The 15,895-nt window shown below is 41.9% G+C and carries 15 protein-coding genes; 7 read left to right on the plus strand and 8 right to left on the minus strand.

Translation table 11 applies throughout. From position 1 onward, the window contains the following. Window positions 1–338 precede the first annotated feature (338 nt). The 3 genes from ACST14_RS07095 to ACST14_RS07105 are packed head-to-tail and all read left to right on the plus strand — an operon-like array spanning window position 339 to window position 3,365. Window positions 339–1,211, plus strand: coding sequence for a PIG-L deacetylase family protein (locus ACST14_RS07095; protein WP_459462021.1), 873 nt, complete (start codon window positions 339–341; stop codon window positions 1,209–1,211). Between the two features lie 19 nt (window positions 1,212–1,230). Further along, window positions 1,231–1,878, plus strand: coding sequence for a 3-keto-disaccharide hydrolase (locus tag ACST14_RS07100; RefSeq protein WP_459462023.1), 648 nt, complete (start codon window positions 1,231–1,233; stop codon window positions 1,876–1,878). Further along, complete coding sequence (locus tag ACST14_RS07105) at window positions 1,875–3,365, plus strand: Gfo/Idh/MocA family protein (protein WP_459462025.1); 1,491 nt, start codon at window positions 1,875–1,877, stop codon at window positions 3,363–3,365. Before ACST14_RS07100 ends, ACST14_RS07105 begins: the two co-directional genes overlap by 4 nt. Here the strand turns inward: ACST14_RS07105 and ACST14_RS07110 are convergent. The 4 genes from ACST14_RS07110 to ACST14_RS07125 are packed head-to-tail and all read right to left on the minus strand — an operon-like array spanning window position 3,362 to window position 7,468. After that, window positions 3,362–4,576, minus strand: coding sequence for an MFS transporter (locus ACST14_RS07110; protein ID WP_459462027.1), 1,215 nt, complete (start codon window positions 4,574–4,576; stop codon window positions 3,362–3,364). The two genes, ACST14_RS07105 and ACST14_RS07110, sit on opposite strands and share 4 nt — an antisense overlap. Further along, window positions 4,573–5,271, minus strand: coding sequence for an alpha/beta hydrolase (locus tag ACST14_RS07115; RefSeq protein WP_459462029.1), 699 nt, complete (start codon window positions 5,269–5,271; stop codon window positions 4,573–4,575). Before ACST14_RS07115 ends, ACST14_RS07110 begins: the two co-directional genes overlap by 4 nt. Continuing rightward, window positions 5,271–6,578, minus strand: a complete 1,308-nt coding sequence (locus ACST14_RS07120; protein ID WP_459462031.1) for a flavin-containing monooxygenase — start codon at window positions 6,576–6,578, stop codon at window positions 5,271–5,273. The genes ACST14_RS07115 and ACST14_RS07120 overlap by 1 nt, the downstream gene beginning before the upstream one ends. Before the next feature lie 32 nt (window positions 6,579–6,610). Continuing rightward, window positions 6,611–7,468 carry an alpha/beta hydrolase gene (locus ACST14_RS07125; RefSeq protein WP_459462033.1) on the minus strand — a complete coding sequence of 286 codons (858 nt, stop codon included), beginning with the start codon at window positions 7,466–7,468 and terminating at the stop codon, window positions 6,611–6,613. 121 nt (window positions 7,469–7,589) lie between these two features. Between ACST14_RS07125 and ACST14_RS07130 the strand changes: the two genes are divergently transcribed. The 3 genes from ACST14_RS07130 (at window position 7,590) to ACST14_RS07140 (ending at window position 10,226) form a co-directional block, all read left to right on the plus strand. Then, window positions 7,590–8,030: an ACT domain-containing protein gene (locus ACST14_RS07130; protein WP_459462035.1), complete on the plus strand. Its 441-nt coding sequence runs from the start codon at window positions 7,590–7,592 to the stop codon at window positions 8,028–8,030. 136 nt (window positions 8,031–8,166) lie between these two features. Beyond that, window positions 8,167–9,369 carry a hypothetical protein gene (locus ACST14_RS07135; protein ID WP_459462037.1) on the plus strand — a complete coding sequence of 401 codons (1,203 nt, stop codon included), beginning with the start codon at window positions 8,167–8,169 and terminating at the stop codon, window positions 9,367–9,369. Then, window positions 9,363–10,226 (plus strand): EamA family transporter, encoded by an 864-nt coding sequence (locus ACST14_RS07140; RefSeq protein WP_459462039.1) that lies wholly within the window; start codon window positions 9,363–9,365, stop codon window positions 10,224–10,226. Before ACST14_RS07135 ends, ACST14_RS07140 begins: the two co-directional genes overlap by 7 nt. A 1-nt stretch (window position 10,227) precedes the next feature. Here ACST14_RS07140 and ACST14_RS07145 read toward each other — a convergent pair whose 3' ends face one another. From ACST14_RS07145 to ACST14_RS07155, 3 genes are all read right to left on the minus strand, one after another. Next, window positions 10,228–10,524, minus strand: a complete 297-nt coding sequence (locus ACST14_RS07145; RefSeq protein WP_459462041.1) for a hypothetical protein — start codon at window positions 10,522–10,524, stop codon at window positions 10,228–10,230. A gap of 88 nt (window positions 10,525–10,612) precedes the next feature. Continuing rightward, a complete protein-coding gene (locus ACST14_RS07150; protein WP_459462043.1) occupies window positions 10,613–12,991 on the minus strand; it encodes a zinc-dependent metalloprotease in 2,379 nt (792 codons plus the stop codon). Window positions 12,992–13,019: 28 nt separating this feature from the next. After that, window positions 13,020–13,970: a phytanoyl-CoA dioxygenase family protein gene (locus ACST14_RS07155; RefSeq protein WP_459462045.1), complete on the minus strand. Its 951-nt coding sequence runs from the start codon at window positions 13,968–13,970 to the stop codon at window positions 13,020–13,022. 115 nt (window positions 13,971–14,085) lie between these two features. Between ACST14_RS07155 and ACST14_RS07160 the strand changes: the two genes are divergently transcribed. Continuing rightward, window positions 14,086–14,931 (plus strand): AraC family transcriptional regulator, encoded by an 846-nt coding sequence (locus ACST14_RS07160; protein ID WP_459462047.1) that lies wholly within the window; start codon window positions 14,086–14,088, stop codon window positions 14,929–14,931. Here ACST14_RS07160 and ACST14_RS07165 read toward each other — a convergent pair. Then, window positions 14,923–15,879, minus strand: a complete 957-nt coding sequence (locus ACST14_RS07165) for a Fic family protein (protein WP_459462049.1) — start codon at window positions 15,877–15,879, stop codon at window positions 14,923–14,925. The two genes, ACST14_RS07160 and ACST14_RS07165, sit on opposite strands and share 9 nt — an antisense overlap. Window positions 15,880–15,895 lie beyond the last annotated feature (16 nt).

A 15,895-nucleotide genomic window follows, 5' to 3' on the forward strand; every position in this document is an offset into this window, starting at 1 on the left:
ATTTTTTTCATGTTGTATAAAATTTTACCAAACTGAAGTTATACAGGGCTAGACAAATTTTTATATAAAATTTATTTAACGGTTGACCTAATAACAAAAAAGCAGACCATCTATTGATAGCCTGCTTTCTTTTTTTCTCTTTTTTCTTCTTTTTTCTCCTTCGGAGTTTTTAAGGCTTCTTTTTTGTCCGCCTTCTTAGAATTCATGCCTTTAGCCATGGTGTTGGGGTTTAGGATGGCAAGGTCGGGAAAAAAGTTGGAAATCAAAAAAATGTGATTTTATTTCATTTTTGAAATTCAGACTTTAATGCCTAACATTGAGATCTAAACCTATTGAAAATGAAAAACTTACTAGTAGCTATATGCTTAATCGTGAGCTATGGCATTCAGGCTCAAACAAAGCCTTTGCGTATCATATTTATTGGTGCTCACCCGGATGATTGCGATATAAAAGGGGGTGGAACAGCGGCTCTTTTTGTGGAGATGGGACATCAAGTGAAATTTTTGTCCGTTACGAATGGGGATGCAGGTCATCAGTCGCAGGGCGGTGGAATGTTAGCCAAACGACGTATTGCGGAAACCAAGGAGGTGGCTAAGCGTTTGGGCGTATCCTATGATGTGTTGGATAATCACGACGGTGAATTGTTGCCTACTTTGGAAATTCGATTACAAATTATTCGTAAAATTCGGGAGTGGAAGGCCGATGTGGTTATTGCCCCTAGGTCAAATGATTACCATCCTGATCATCGCTATACAGGTATTTTAGTACAGGATGCGGCCTTTATGGTGGGTGTTCCTAATGTCGCTCCAGATATCGAGCCTTTGCGCAAAAATCCCGTATTCTTATATTTTCAGGATAGTTTTAAAAAGCCAAATCCATTCCAGGCGGATATTGCCATAGATATTACACCTGTCATCGAAAAGAAAATAGCTGGCCTAGATGCGCATCAATCGCAATTTTATGAGTGGCTTCCTTGGATAGGAAATTATGAGGAGGATGTTCCCAAAGACCCCTCGAAATACAAGGCCTATCTATTGCAGAAGCGGGTTTCAAAACCAAATGCGGATGTTCAAAAAAGTTTGGAGAAATGGTATGGTTCCGCTCGTACTTCGAAGGCGCTTTATGCGGAAGCCTTTGAGATTTGTGAATATGGCACGCAACCTACGGAAGCCGATATTCGAAGATTGTTTCCCATGTTAAAAACGGATTAAGCCTACAAAAATGAATAAAATGAAATCCGTCTGCCTTTTGGCCTTATTATTCTTAAGCTCTGACGTTTTCTCTCAGGCCTGGAAACCACTATTTAACGGAAAAGATTTAACGGGTTGGAAGCACGCAGGTGGAGGTAGCAGATTCGTTGAAAATGGATTATTAGCAAGCAAAGGGGGAATGGGACTTTTGTATTGGGCAGGTGGGAAATTAGGTAATTGCCAAATCCGCGTCGTCTATAAAATGCAAAACTTCAATAGTAATTCGGGTATATTTATTCGCGTTCCGGCGGAGCCTAAAGAGGAATGGATGCCGGTTTTTTACGGCTATGAAGTGCAAATCGATAATCACCCGGAGACCTCTAACGAAGACGAATACCACATCAGTGGAACGTTATATGCTTTTACAAAGCCGAAAAGTAAGCCAGGGAAGCCTGGTCCAGAATGGAATACGATGTTAATAACCTTAGATGGACCTAGAACGATTGTGCATTTAAATGATCAATTAGTGACCGACTATCGAGAGGGGGAGCCTGTTCCTCCGCGCAAATTTGACTTTGAACCTTATCCAGGTATTCGACCAAATTCCGGTTATTTTGGTTTGCAAAATCATGGGGACGAGGATGTTGTTTATTTTAAAGAAGTTTCCATTAGACCCCTAAAAAAATGAAACGTTCCGAATTTATCAAGAAGAGTACCTTAGCTTCGGCGGGTTTTTTCATCGTGCCTCGTCACGTGTTGGGCGGAAAAGGTTTTGTCGCGCCGAGTGATAAACTTATTATCGCGGCCATCGGTTGCGGAGGCGAGGGGGATAATGATATTCAGCATTTGGCCAAAACTCCTAATAATAACTCTACCATCGGTTTTTTATGTGATGTGGATGACCGACAAGGAGCGATAAAACGTAAGCAATTTCCGAAGGCGAAATTTTACCAAGATTGGCGCGAATTATTCGACAAGGAAAACAAAAACTTCGATGCTGTTACCGTAGCCATTCCGGATCACAACCATGCCGTAGTCGGTTTACGGGCGATGCAAATGAAGAAGCATTTGTACCTTCAAAAACCCTTAACTCACGACATCCATGAGGCGAGAATTATCACTCAAGCTGCCAGTAAATACAAAGTGGTTACGCAGATGGGAGACCAAGGAGCTTCTTGTGAGGGGATGCAAACGATGCGCGAATGGATTGAGGCGGATTTGATAGGAGAAATTAATAAAGTGTATTGTTGGACGGATCGTCCTGTTTGGCCGCAAGGCATTTCTTGGCCTACAACTCCGGCTAAAATTCCGAAAGAACTAAATTGGGATTTGTGGTTAGGAACGGCTCAGAATACGAACTACATAGAGAATTTAGTACCCTTTAACTGGCGAGGTTGGTGGGATTTTGGGACAGGTGCCTTAGGGGATATGGGTTGTCATATCATGGGTCCTCCTTTTAAATTATTAAATTTAGGCTATCCCACGGAGGTATCCGGAAGTGCGTCCACAACCTATAGTGGCGTGTTCAAGGAATCCGCTTTCCCTGAAAGTGGTCCTATTTCAAGTTCGCTTAAGTACCGTTTTCAGCAGTCGAATGGCAAGGATTTGGATTTGTATTGGATGGATGGAGGTATCACGCCAGAGCGTCTACAAGCCCTAGCTCCGGAAGTAAATATGAACGATGCCTTAGGGGATTATCCTGGGGAAAACGATTTCGAAGGATCTACTTTATTTGTGGGTAGCAAAGGCGTGATTGCCTGCGGTTGGGGAGGAAGTCATCCACGACTTTTTTCTAAAGAATTGCAAGAGGCGGCGAGTCATATTCCACAAAAATACCCGCGCGTTAAAGGTGGAATGGATGGTCATTGGTGGCAGTGGATCGATGCGAGTATCGCTGGATATGGAAATATGGAAGTGAGTTCTCCATTTGAAGGATATGGTGGGCCATTGACTGAAACTGTTTTATTAGGAAACCTATTGCTTCGGAGCTTTAATATCCGCGAGAAAGTGGAGAGAATAGATCCTGTTTATGGAAAGATGACAGGCTATACTTATAGCGGTCGCTATAAGGCTTTACAGTGGGATGGGGCATCGATGCGCGTGACTAATTATGAGCCGGCGAATCAATTTGTCAAGAGAACGTACCGCAGTGGATGGGGTGATTTAATACTCTAGGCTTGGAATAGTTTTACCCGTTTGTTGTTTACTAAGGGTTTGGCCCAAAAACCTATACTTAAGATAAATGCTAGGCTGATAAATAAGACGCTCATACCTAGTTTAAGTCCAAAAAGATCACCTAATCCACCGATGATGAACGGGAATATGGCTCCACCGACTATTCCGGTTACGAGGATTCCGGAGAAGGATCCATGGTGTTCTTTGACGGAATTTAAGGCTAAAGAAAAGATGATAGGGTAGATAACTGAAGCAAAAAATCCGACCAATGGAAAGGCCACTAATGCCGTACCTACATCCCCCCATAGCCCTAATCCTAAGCAAATCATTGCCAGCATCGTAAAGACTGACAGGACAAGGCGACTATCTAGAAACTTCAAAAGTCCTAATCCGACAATTCCCCCCGCCGTCATTAAACCCCAAAAATAGGCAATGGAATCTGCTCCAGCCTTTTGTGGATCTACCCCATGGTAAGTCGCCAAAAATTGAGATAACCAAGTCGCAATTCCCTGCTCAGTACCTACGTAGCAGAACATAGCTATAAAGTATAAAATCACGTATTTGTTCTTGAATAAAATCCAATTAACCGCCAGTGGTCCCGGTTTTTCATTTTCATCTAATTCCACCTTGGGGAAAGTGGAGAAAAAACTAATGGCCACCATGAATAAACTAAGGAGAATAAATAAAAGATAGAGTGTAAGCCAGGGGTATTCTGGAGGAATTAAGCCTGTGAAAAAGGATTTTTTGGCAATAAAAACTTGATAAACCAAGGGACTCAAGAAGGAGGCAAATCCAAAAATCAACTGAGCTAAAACCGAATAATTAGCGTAATTCTCTTCTCCTCCAGAGGTACGAAGTAGCGGGTTAATAACCACCTGCAACATAGCCATGCCGCTCCCTATAAAAAACAAAGAAAGGATGGCAGTCAAATAATGCGGCGAAAGAACGATCAATAAGGACCCTAAACTGGCGAGTCCGAATGCGAACATCATCACTTTTTTCTCTTTGTAAACCTCCAATAATATGCCAGCCGGGATCGACATGATGCCATAGGCGATAAAGAAGGCAAAGGGTAGTAAGGAAACTAGGGTGAGATTTAAGTGAAAGCTGCTAATTAAATCCGGTATGATGGGCCCGATTATATTCGATATGAAGGAGATGACAAAGAATGTCAACAAAATCAGTAGAACGATTTTTGGGCTTTTTTTCATTTTTTGATTATCCATTGGTGAATCACCTCGGCTGTTTTCATAAAATCTGCGTCCAGCATTAAGTCATGCGAACCGCCTTCGATGATTTCAAGTGCTGCCTCATAGTGTTTCGCCGTTTGCTGAAATTCTTGTACCGAAATTAATCCGTCATCTGAACCACCTACCACTAATAAGGGGGTGGATATGGGATGAAATATAGGGAATAATAAGGTCAGATACGCTAAAAAAGATTCCGAACACATCTTCGGAGCATAGCGAGACGATTCATTGAACATTAATTGCGGATATTTTTTGAATCCGCCCAGTAAATTCAATTGTAGTAAATAGGCAATCAAACCTGGGTAACGAAAGAGCGCTCGCAAGCTCGCGCGCATGACTCCTGATGGAGGAACGGACGACATCAAAATTGCTTTTTTGCAAGAGCCTTTTTGTAGAAAGCGCTGCAGAATCATCCCACCCATCGAATGTCCGATAATGATGGGTGGCGTCGCCAGATTTTCCACCGTGCGTTGAAGCGCTTGTACATAATCGCCTAAAGTATAGGAGATGCGCCTAGTACTACCAGGTGTTTCGTGGCCGGGTAGATCAATTGCGATGCAATGATAGCCCAGCTTTTCAAAATAGGGGATAAAATTCTCCTCCCAGCACCAGGCGCCGTGGCACATGCCGTGAACGAAAACAATCGTTTCTTTCATTAGACAGCTGATTTGCTCACGTAGTTTTTAGGCAGGTGTTTCTTTAATTGCTTGACAAATAAATGGAAGTCTACGGTTATCGTATGCCGAGGTGTTTTTATTTGTTGCAAATGAGGATGCGTGACTTCTCTTTGGCATAATTCAGCGATGTTTTCTGGTCTTTGCCAAAGTCCTTTAATCGCTCTCGCAGCAATTTTACTTTGTAATTCCGCACCCGGCCAAATACATCCCAAAGGCTGGAACATGCCCACGAAAAACAGATTATCGTATTTCTCATGTAGCATTTTTAAATACAAGGGCACATCTCCCTCGCTGTAATTCAAGAAGTCTTTGCGGAAGAAAGGGTGTTCTAAAATATAGCCTGTACAAGCGATGATCGTGTCAAATTCTTCCACTGAACCATCTTTAAAGTGAACATTTTTGCCCTCAAAGTGATCAATATCCGGTTTTGGGAACACTTTGCCATGCCTTACCTTATACAATAACTCTTCATTTATGGTAGGATGGGTTGCCGTAATCGCATGTTTTGGTTCTTGAAGACCGTATATTTTATTAGATCCAGAAAATATCTTGACGGATAATTCCGACAAGAAAAATTTCAATTTCGTAGGTAAAAAGGTCATTCTAGACGCTACTATATCACTAGGTTTACCAAACAAAAACTTAGGTACAATTCTGTAACCTCTTCTCCAACTAATACTCGTCTTCTGACTCACCCGACTTGTCTCCACTGCCACATCACAAGCGGAATTCCCACCACCAATGACTAATATGCGCTGATCACGAAAAGGTTCTGCTTTTTTAAAGTCATGCGAATGCATCAACTTGCCGGTGAATTCACCTGGGTATTCCGGCAGCCTAGGTAACCAATGATGACCATTGCAAACGACTAAATGACTAAATACTTCCGTCTTTTCAACGCCATCTCTCTCCGTTTTTATCACCCAGTTTTTAGCTTCGTCTAGTTCGCAAGACTTCACTAATGTATTGAATTCGATGTTTTCGTGGAGATTAAAATGCGCAGCGTAACCTTGAAAATAGCGCCTTAATTGATCGTGTGAAGGATAGTCAGGCATTCCCTTTTCGAAATCATCGAACGTAAAGTCCTCGTATTGCGAAAGGGTTTTAGAACTGATAATGTGTGTCGTTTCAAAAACACTGGAATGACCTGTTTTTTCATTGAACACCCAATTTCCTCCTACTTGGGTATTTAATTCATAGCAAATGGCATCTAAACCTTGATCTAACAAGTTTTTCAAAGCCGTAATTCCGGAAGGTCCGGCACCAATTACGCACACTTTCGTCATATTTATTCTTTTTGTCAAATATAACAAAAAGACTATTTAATCTTTCTTTCGTATAAGTATCTTATACTTCGGCTGATCATGGCAGGTATAATAGAAACATGTGTCTCCTCGTCAAATATGACGAGATTTGTCTCTATATCCGGGTAATGTCCCTTGAGTGTTTTTTCGAAAACCGGCATATTTTGAATACCCTCCTTATCCTCTAAATTTCCGTAGGATAAAAAAACTTTGACAGGTAAGCTCTTGTGAGTAGCTGCAAATTTCTTTTCCGCTAGGAAAATGTCATTATTATTCCAATCAATAAATGACGGACTATTAATGGCATAATGGTCAAAAAGTTCAGGTGAATGAAACAGAACATTTGCCGTAAAAAGGCCCCCTAAAGAATGCCCAGAAAGCCCTCTATGCCCGTTCGTGGGATAGGTTTTTTCGATGAACGGGATGATTTCATTTTTTATGACTTGTAGAAAACGCTCCCCCTCTCCTGATTTTAAGCCCGGTGCTGGTATGCTCTCACTTACCGAGGTTGTACTATCATAGGTGGGATATTTAGTGAAGGTTAATTCTGACCAACGCTGCGTAAACCACTCTTTATTCTCAATTGCTGTGCCTTGAATAGTGACTAAAATAATGTCCTCAATTTCATCCATAAACTTTAGGCTCTTGTGTGCACCGTGGGCAATTTCTGAAGCATAATACCCATCTAGCATATACAAGACAGGGTATTTTTTCTTCGGATTGTAATTGTTAGGAACAGAAACCCCCAGAACATAGGTGGTTTTATTAATCGCTGACTTTATTTCGTAGGCTACGGCGTGGTAATTAACAAGAGGTTTTTGGGCAAACGCTACTGTGGAGATGAAGCACAATAAAAGGGCGATTCTATGCATGAATTTTTATTTAAAATTCGGATTATATATTGAATTACACAAGTTAGGCCTGTTCCCCTTTCTGCAAAAGGGGACAGATTAATTTTCTATTACTGCGGAATTGCCCTTGAAAATACCCTTCTTGGGGAATATAAAAAAACTAGTCTTATTTCTCGCCGTACTCAATTTTAGTGCATTCGCCCAAAAGCGTAACCTCACTCTTTCCCTCTTGCCAGACTCCTATGCGGTTTGCCGACTAGCTCCAGACGCGAAAGTGCCCGATTGGGCTTTTAAAGGTTCCTTTTATTCCATCTCAAAAACAAGCGATGAATTGTCGATTGTGGTCGATCAACGTTATGCACCAGCTGGAATTAAGAAGGCAGAGAATTGGAAGGGATTTAAAGTGGAAGGACCTTTGGACTTTGCTTTAACGGGAATTTTAGCGGCTTTGTCGAAGACTTTGGCAGATAATCAAATCTTGCTTTTCAGTATCAGCACATTTGATACCGATTATATTCTAGTAGAAAGTCAATATTATGAGAAGGCAAAAAAAGTGCTGGCCATCGAGAACACGGTGAATTAAATAGCTGCTAAACGGATGGCGGGCCTCCTACCTATTGTTCAAACGAGTCCAAATAGTCGAAAGAATGCTCTCCATGAAACCACAGATTTGGCCTAACTTAATTTAATCGTATATTTCGCGTTAACTGTTCTAATATATGCCCGCATCTATTCCCATTAGTATCCACGAAAAAAAGTGGTTAATTAAAATTGTTCAGGAGGTATATGATTTGCAGATTGTGGATGCGTATTCTTGCAAAAAACTCAGCGATGAATTACTCACCCGAGCGCGTATTTCGATCTCATACAATACTTTGCGCCGGCTTTTTGGCATTATTAAGGGTCCTACTCATGCATCCCGGTTCACACTAGATAGCCTTTGCAAAGGGATTGGTTATCCAGATTTTGCAGCCTTTCAGCAGGCGGTTAATCAATTTGAAAAAGATTTTTTCAACGAAATGTTGATTCTTAATCGGTTAGAAAAGCGGAAAGACGATGAAGTGATTTTGGGCATTGTTCGGCAATTTGAATTGAAGACCTGGGAAGAAGTCTACCAATTTAAATCGATCGTGGATCTGTGTTTGGAGGTTGCGAATTTCGATCTGTTGACGAAGATTTTTGGGTTGAAATTCGAAACAAATGATCATGAGGCGACTTGGAAATTATATATATCATTTCAGTCGATTTATGTCCAAAGTTGTCAAAATAATGAGCGTATCATCGCTTACGTTGAAGAACTTTTGAAAACAAACGAACTAGCTCAGCGGATTCTCTTGCAATTATTTGTGGAAGAAGAATGCTTGGAGGGCTATTATGGCCGTTGGTTGCTTGCCGCTTCAGAGGATTTAGTAGAGGATATGGTCGTTTTTAAAAATATTTTGTTATGTCAACGTGCATACGAAAACAAGGACATAGCAGGAGCAAAAAGATTTTTTCTGCTCAGCAAGCATGCACTTCAAGAAGAAATGCACCCTAATCTGAAAGGCCGAATTGCGGCTTGGGATTTTATATTGGAAGGTAATAAAAAAACTGGCCCTGCTTTTTTTGAAAGCTTATCTAATTTTGCAGTTCAACTCTCTTTTTTAGTCTTTTTCTATCGACTAATCGAAATTTACCACGGGAATATGACCGAATTCAACTTGATTGAAATTCATGATTTAAACGATTTGTTGATTAACGTCTCATTTCCAGAAAAGCATAATCTAAACAAATTGTATTTATTGAAGGCTCGTTATTTCATCCAAAAAGGAGACAAGGTCAATGCACGCCAAGCGGTAGGGAATTTAAATCTACGCTATATTTATAGTTGTGATAAAGATTGGGTAGACCGGCAAGTAGCGTTTGTGGAATCAGCATGTTAGGCTTTCTCTATCTTTTATTGAGCGCTGGTTTCTATGGGTTTTCAAATGCCTTTTGGAAGAAAGCCATCCAGGATGCCCCCTTTTTGCAGGTGATATTCCTGCGGGGGCTGTATACGACCTCGTTTTTTGGGATTTGTTATTTGCTTGATTTGAAATGGGGGACTTTCGAGCCCTGGTTAGGTATTCGACCTGATTTTTCAGCAGAACAATTGGGATTGAGTTTTTTATTATGTTTGTTTAGCTCGTTCGGGCTGTATTTTTTCGTCCGCTCCCTGAAAACGGAGGCGGTCTCGCTGGTGGCGCCTATTTCCTCGATTAATGTGTTTGGACTCTTGACCGCTGTCTTGTTTTTAGGCGAATCTTGGGGAATGAATTACAGCTTTGCGCTAATGTGCATCGTAGCAGGCATCTATTTTATCTTTCAAAGTGACTGGCATTTTGACTCGCTAAACGCGTTTTTGAAGGCACTAGGCGGCAGTGTTTTGGCCTCCTTTTTCTGGGGAGTCTCTTATGCCTTATTTAAATACCCTGTCACTTGGCTCGGCGTAATTCCCTTCACATTTTTATTAGAATTATGCGTCACCCTCTGCGTAGGGCTATTTTTAGTCTTCCAAAAGCACCCTTGGCAACCCCTTTCCCACCGCCCCATCCGCATACTAGCCCTCTGCATTATGGCGGGTTCGACCTTTTTGCACATTGCTTACCAGACCGCCACGGTCACCCAAATCATCTTTATCAACAAATCTCAGTTGGTGATGACCCTGTTTTTTGGCCAACTCCTCTACCGCGAAAAACTCACGCTTCCTAAATTGCTCGGTGTCGCGTTGTTGATTTTGTCCATTTATTTAGTGGCATAAACTACAGCATCATCGCTAAAAAACTCTTCATCCCAAACGCCTCGCGCGGACGCAAATGCCGCAAGGAACAAAAACGATTTTTCGTCAAGGCAATAAACGTATCTGATAGCACCAGATTTTCAATCGTGCGCACTTGAACCACGTCGTTAATCGGAAAGGAGTTTACTAATTTTTTCCAGCGGAATATTCGGAGCGAATACACCTCGACCGTTCCATCGTGAATGATGACTTCGTGCCCCTCTTTTCCTAAAAGAAGAATATACCAGGGGCTCTTGCAGAGAAATTGTTTTGAATTCATAGCTTTTGTTTCTATGATTCAAAGCTAGTCTAACCGCTTGATACATGCTTTGGCCAAATAGGCTCAAATAAGTTCAAACGAGTACAAGCTATTCATAACAATCCATCCCTATCGGCGCTCCATCCGGAATTACCGGTGTCAGCATCGGTTTCCAATCCGCTGGATTCGCTTTGAATTGATCAATGGTTTGTACAAGGTAGCTAGCAAATGCTCCGGACTTTTTGCTGTACATATATCTAATTCCTTTCACAGAAGAAGCGACATCTGCCGCAGCTAAAGGCGAAATTGAAGGCGCATTCAACACATTTAGTAGCGAAGAAACCACTTTAAAGTTGATGGTCTCTTGAGTGGCTTGCAAATAGAGATCAGTGTGTGCCGTATAAAGGGTCGCATTTAATAAGGCGCTTAATGTCTCTGAAACGCCTAATTGCTTCGAATTAACCGCTTTATTGCCCGCTAAACGAGATAAGCGGTCTGGATGTAATAAGAAGTCTAAGGTAAAATCGGCAGCTGATTCTACAGCGCCAAAAGGATCGAATGTGATCCCTGTTTTGCCCTTAAAAGATTCTCTGGTACGATCTGAATTGAAAGCGCGAGGGGGGAAGAGTACAAGTTTATCTTTCGGGATGGCTAGGGTACGTGCATCTAAAGTCTGCGTTATGGCTTTTAAGGCTTGCACTTGCAAGGCCACCGAGGCATTTTCTAGAACGAGTTCCTTGCCACCTCTGACCGCGTAATTATATTCGTAGCCTCCGATAATCTTGGTCGTCGCTTCGGTTTGATAACGGTGCAAGAAATAAAGTGGTACGAAGACATCTTCTAAATGAGAATAGGTCTCGTTTGGACGAATGTTTTTGATGGAGAAGTTGGCGATGGCTTTTTGGCGTACCGCTAAAATGTGGTCTAGTTCGTCCACGATGGTTTTTCCATTGTCCCAAAGGTGTGCATAGATATGCGCCCCACCCGGATTACGGGCATCGGAGTCGGTGATGAAGCGAAGCCCTTTGGCATACGCATTATCAATAACCTGATTTAATTCTTCTTTCGATTTATGATCACCATAGGCATAATCTACCGAAACCTTATCCCAGTCGCCTATTTTCGTGTCATAAGCGTGACTGAAATCCATTTGATCACCTTTGAATTCAATCTGCGGATGAGGGTAATCCATTACGCTAGTATTCTCGCGCGCACTTGCCGCATAATTATGAGCAAAGCCTATCGTATGGCCTATTTCATGTGCCGCTAGTTGTCTGATGCGAGCTAATGACATTTCCATCATCGGTCCGTTCGCAGAACCATCAACAGCAAAAGGAGCATTCATTAGAGCCTGCGCAATCAAGAAATCTTGGCGGATTCTCAGACTCCCTAAACTTACGTGCCCCTTCATGATTTCACCTGTACGTGGATCCGTTATGCTTGATCCATAACTCCATCCGCGAGTGGAGCGGTGTACCCATTGTATCACATGGTATCTTACATCCATCGGATCTGCACCTTCTGGCAATAATTTGACCTGGAAAGCATCCTTATAACCAATCGCTTCGAATGCTTGATTCCACCAGCGACCGCCCTCCATCAACGCGGAACGGACTGGTTCTGGGGTTCCATTATCTAAATAATAAATGATGGGTTTAACTGCCTCGCTCACTGCTGCTTTCGGATCTTTTTTCTCCAAACGATGGCGTGTAATCCATTGCTTTAACACGACTTCATTCACTGGGGAAGAATAGTCTTGAAAGGAGATTGCGTTTGCTCCTGAACGGGGATCAAATAAACGCGGAGTGTACTTATTGTCTGGAAGTTCAATGAACGAATGGTGTTCCACCACTGTTACATAGTCCGCATTAGGTGCTACAGAACGAATTTCTGCTCCCGTGCCATTGCCTGCAAAAGTCAAGCGCGCCTCGAATTCCGTATTTTTAGGGAAGGATTTTGTGCGCTCTAAAGCCAAAGAACTTTTGGACTTATCTAAACTATACGACCCCTGTTTTGCCTGAGTTAAGCGCTTCAACACCCCATGTGCATCTTGCATGAGAAAATCGGTGATGTCGATGGTGTAAACACCATCAGCAGAACTTTCGATTTTAAATCCGAATAAGACCGATTTAGCAAAGGCCTGCTGAACGGATAATTTCTCCAAAGGATTACTCGTATTCGCCCGGTATTGGGTATTAGGTTGAACTAAGAAGATTTTATTCCCTTGTTTTTCGAAATAGACTACTTGTTCATTCCCTAATTGACCACGATCTAAACCTAAATCGTTGTTGCCTACTCCTTGAGCCAAGGAGTAAACATACATGAATTCTTCATTTAGTTTTTTAACCTCTAAATAGATTTTGTCATTCGACTCATCGTAATAAAAGTTGAAATACCCGGTATGGGCTTTCATGGATTTGAATTTATCAGCTGTTTGAGCGGAAGTGCTCAGGCTGAAAAGGACGAAAAGTAGGAGCAGTTTTTTCATGCTCTAAAGTACAGAAAATAGACTCGTTTTACCAGCGATCTAATCCCAGAATTTTTTTGCCTAGTTCATTTAGCTTAGCTGTTTCATATTTCGTTTGTTCCCATTTACGCGGATCACCTGGGAAGGCATAGCCCTCAGGAGCGATGCGATCTCGCCACGAGTTTACACGCCATTCGCGCAGTTCCGCATTATCTTCTTCTGCCGGCATCATCGAAATATATTGTGCACAACGCACTTGATTGCTATTATTCGCCCGGATTCCATGGGGCTGTAGACTATTGAAAATCAACAGATCTCCGGCCTCTAAGGTTACTTTGGTAGGTATAAAATCCGACGTGTCTGGAAGAAAACGATTCCGATCTTCTGGCTGAGTTAGCTTCCAGGTATCGTAATTTCTAAATAACTCAGGGATGCACTGAAAACCACCCATGTTTTCGTCTAGTTGATCGGCTAGGGCTAAAACCCCTTGCACATTTACCGGTTTCGTCTCCGGATCATAATCCCAATGAATAAAAGCCTTATACTCATGACCCGGACGAATGGGAAAATTTAAATTCGCACGATCGATCGTGACCCATAATTTCTCTGTACCCCAAATATCTGCGAACGCATCCACCACTCGTTGAGTCGAACGGTTGTCCCACTGCAATTGGCTATTATAGCATTCCACCATCCCCGTGTTCGCTAGCTCTTTCATCTTCATTTCCGCACGCGGAGCAGTGTACCAGGTGGAGGAATCATTCGGATCCTTTTCCTCAAATTCATACAAGAAAGCGGCTGTCTTTAAGGCTTGTTCGCGCGACACCGCTTGCTTAATAATGACATAACCAGTATGCTTCCAAAAGGCCCAATCCTCTTCACTTAATATACGAAGTGGCTGTCCATTAGAACGGTCGTTTAATTTAACCGTACTGCTTTTAGCCGTAGATGGATTTCCGGGAATGTCGTAGTGGCCGTTGTTAGGGATGTCTGTTTTCATAGGTTCTTATTTATATGCCAAAGGTAGAGCGTCTAACGCACCTTTTTTTCTGCTCTATTGATAATTATTTGTACTGTATTGATATAATACTTCAGTATTTAGCTATTTTAGGCAAATGAAATTGAATCTAGAGCAAATTCTGCCGGATAGTGATAGCTCATTTAGGTTCCTTTTGACGCCTAAATTGAACGAAGTATTCTATTGGCATTTCCATCCGGAAATTGAATTAGTATATGTGGAGGCGAACAAAGGAATTAGGCATATTGGTGATCACATTTCCACCTATGAAGGATGTGATTTAGCTTTAATCGGGTCTTACATTCCGCATCTAAATTTTGATTATGGAGTGAAGTACACGGTGGAGACGGTTGTAATTCAGTTTCCGGAAACCTATTTTGAGGCGGGCTTAACTCGGATTCCAGAATTGCAAAAAGTGGTGGCTTTAATGGAGAGGGCGAAAACTGGCATCGCGTTTACCGGTGAAACGAAACGAATGGCTGGATGGCGCTTAAAGAACTTGCAGCAGATGGATCGTTTTCATCAATTTATGGAGTTGATGAGCCTCTTTCAGTTTTTGGCAGAATCAGACGAATTTGAAGCTCTTAATGTTCGTCCCATCTCTAGCCAAACCATCCTCAAACAGCAAGAACGGATGCACCGTATCCACCAATTTGTAGAAACGAATTTCCAAAAGCCCATCGATACCCAGCAAATCGCCGATGAGGTAAACCTCACCTTACCCGCTTTTTGTCGCTATTTCAAGAAAGCAACAAAACTAACCTACACCGATTTTGTAAATCAATACCGCGTTCAATTTGCGAAAAAGCTGCTTATTCAAGATAAGAATGTGACAGAGACCTGTTTCGAATGTGGTTTCGAAAGTTTGTCCTATTTCAATCGAATATTTAAAAAGTGGACGGGGATGTCGCCTTCTGAGTTTCGGAAGGGACGTTTACACTAATATCCGATACCTTGTTCCATTTCGTTCCCCATAGGTCGAAAATAATTCCAACAATACGCCCTTTTTCAGGTCTCTACTGGCCGTCGCAGTAGACAAGTTTTTGAAAACACGCTGGTAGTCTTTTCTGGAGAATTCCTTCATTCCGATGAAAATGAAGTATTCAATTCGTTCTGTTTCAGATAAAACCACGTTAGTGGTGTTCAATAAATTAGCAAGGGATTTATCCAAAACCCCTAGCATATATTCGATGAATGGCGTGGACTGTCCGCAAGCGTCGCTTGTGGCGAGTGCTTGATAATAGTCTGATTGTGAGGCTGCGATAATCGTTTCAAAAGGTAAGAATTCGAAAATCGGATGTGATTTTGATAAAAGTACCGATTGCCAAAAACGTCCCATCCGACCATTCCCATCCAGAAACGGGTGTATGAACTCTAATTCGTAATGAAAGACACAACTTTTTATAAGAAGAGGATCAGGATCTTTATCCACATAGTCGAATAAGTCGTCCATTAAATAAGGAACGCGATCTGCAGGCGGAGCAATATGGGTTAACGTTATTCCTTTCGTGATTCCGACGGATCTATTTCGGTATTCCCCGGGATTTGTCACTAAACCTTGCATCAGTACTTGATGTGCACTTAAAAATGAGTAGCTTTTTGAGCCGTTAAATTCATTCCAGCGCTCATATAAGGCCAGTGCATTTTGGACTTCTTTTTGATCTCTTTCAAAACCTAGCAGCACCTTTCCCTCTTCTATGGCTTGAACCTGCGATTCACTTAGTGAATTTCCTTCGATGCCTAGGGTGGCTTGAATCGTTTTAATTCGATTCGCCTTTCGAAGTTGAGGGGATTTTTTGTCCAAATAATGAGCGGATGCTTCCCCTATCTTCAAGGAGATGGAAGCTACTAAATTCAAAATGGAAGGCAAAATGGTATAGGGCGGCCTCATGATAGTATCATATGAT

Source organism: Aquirufa sp. A-Brett2-15D (genome assembly GCF_054558735.1).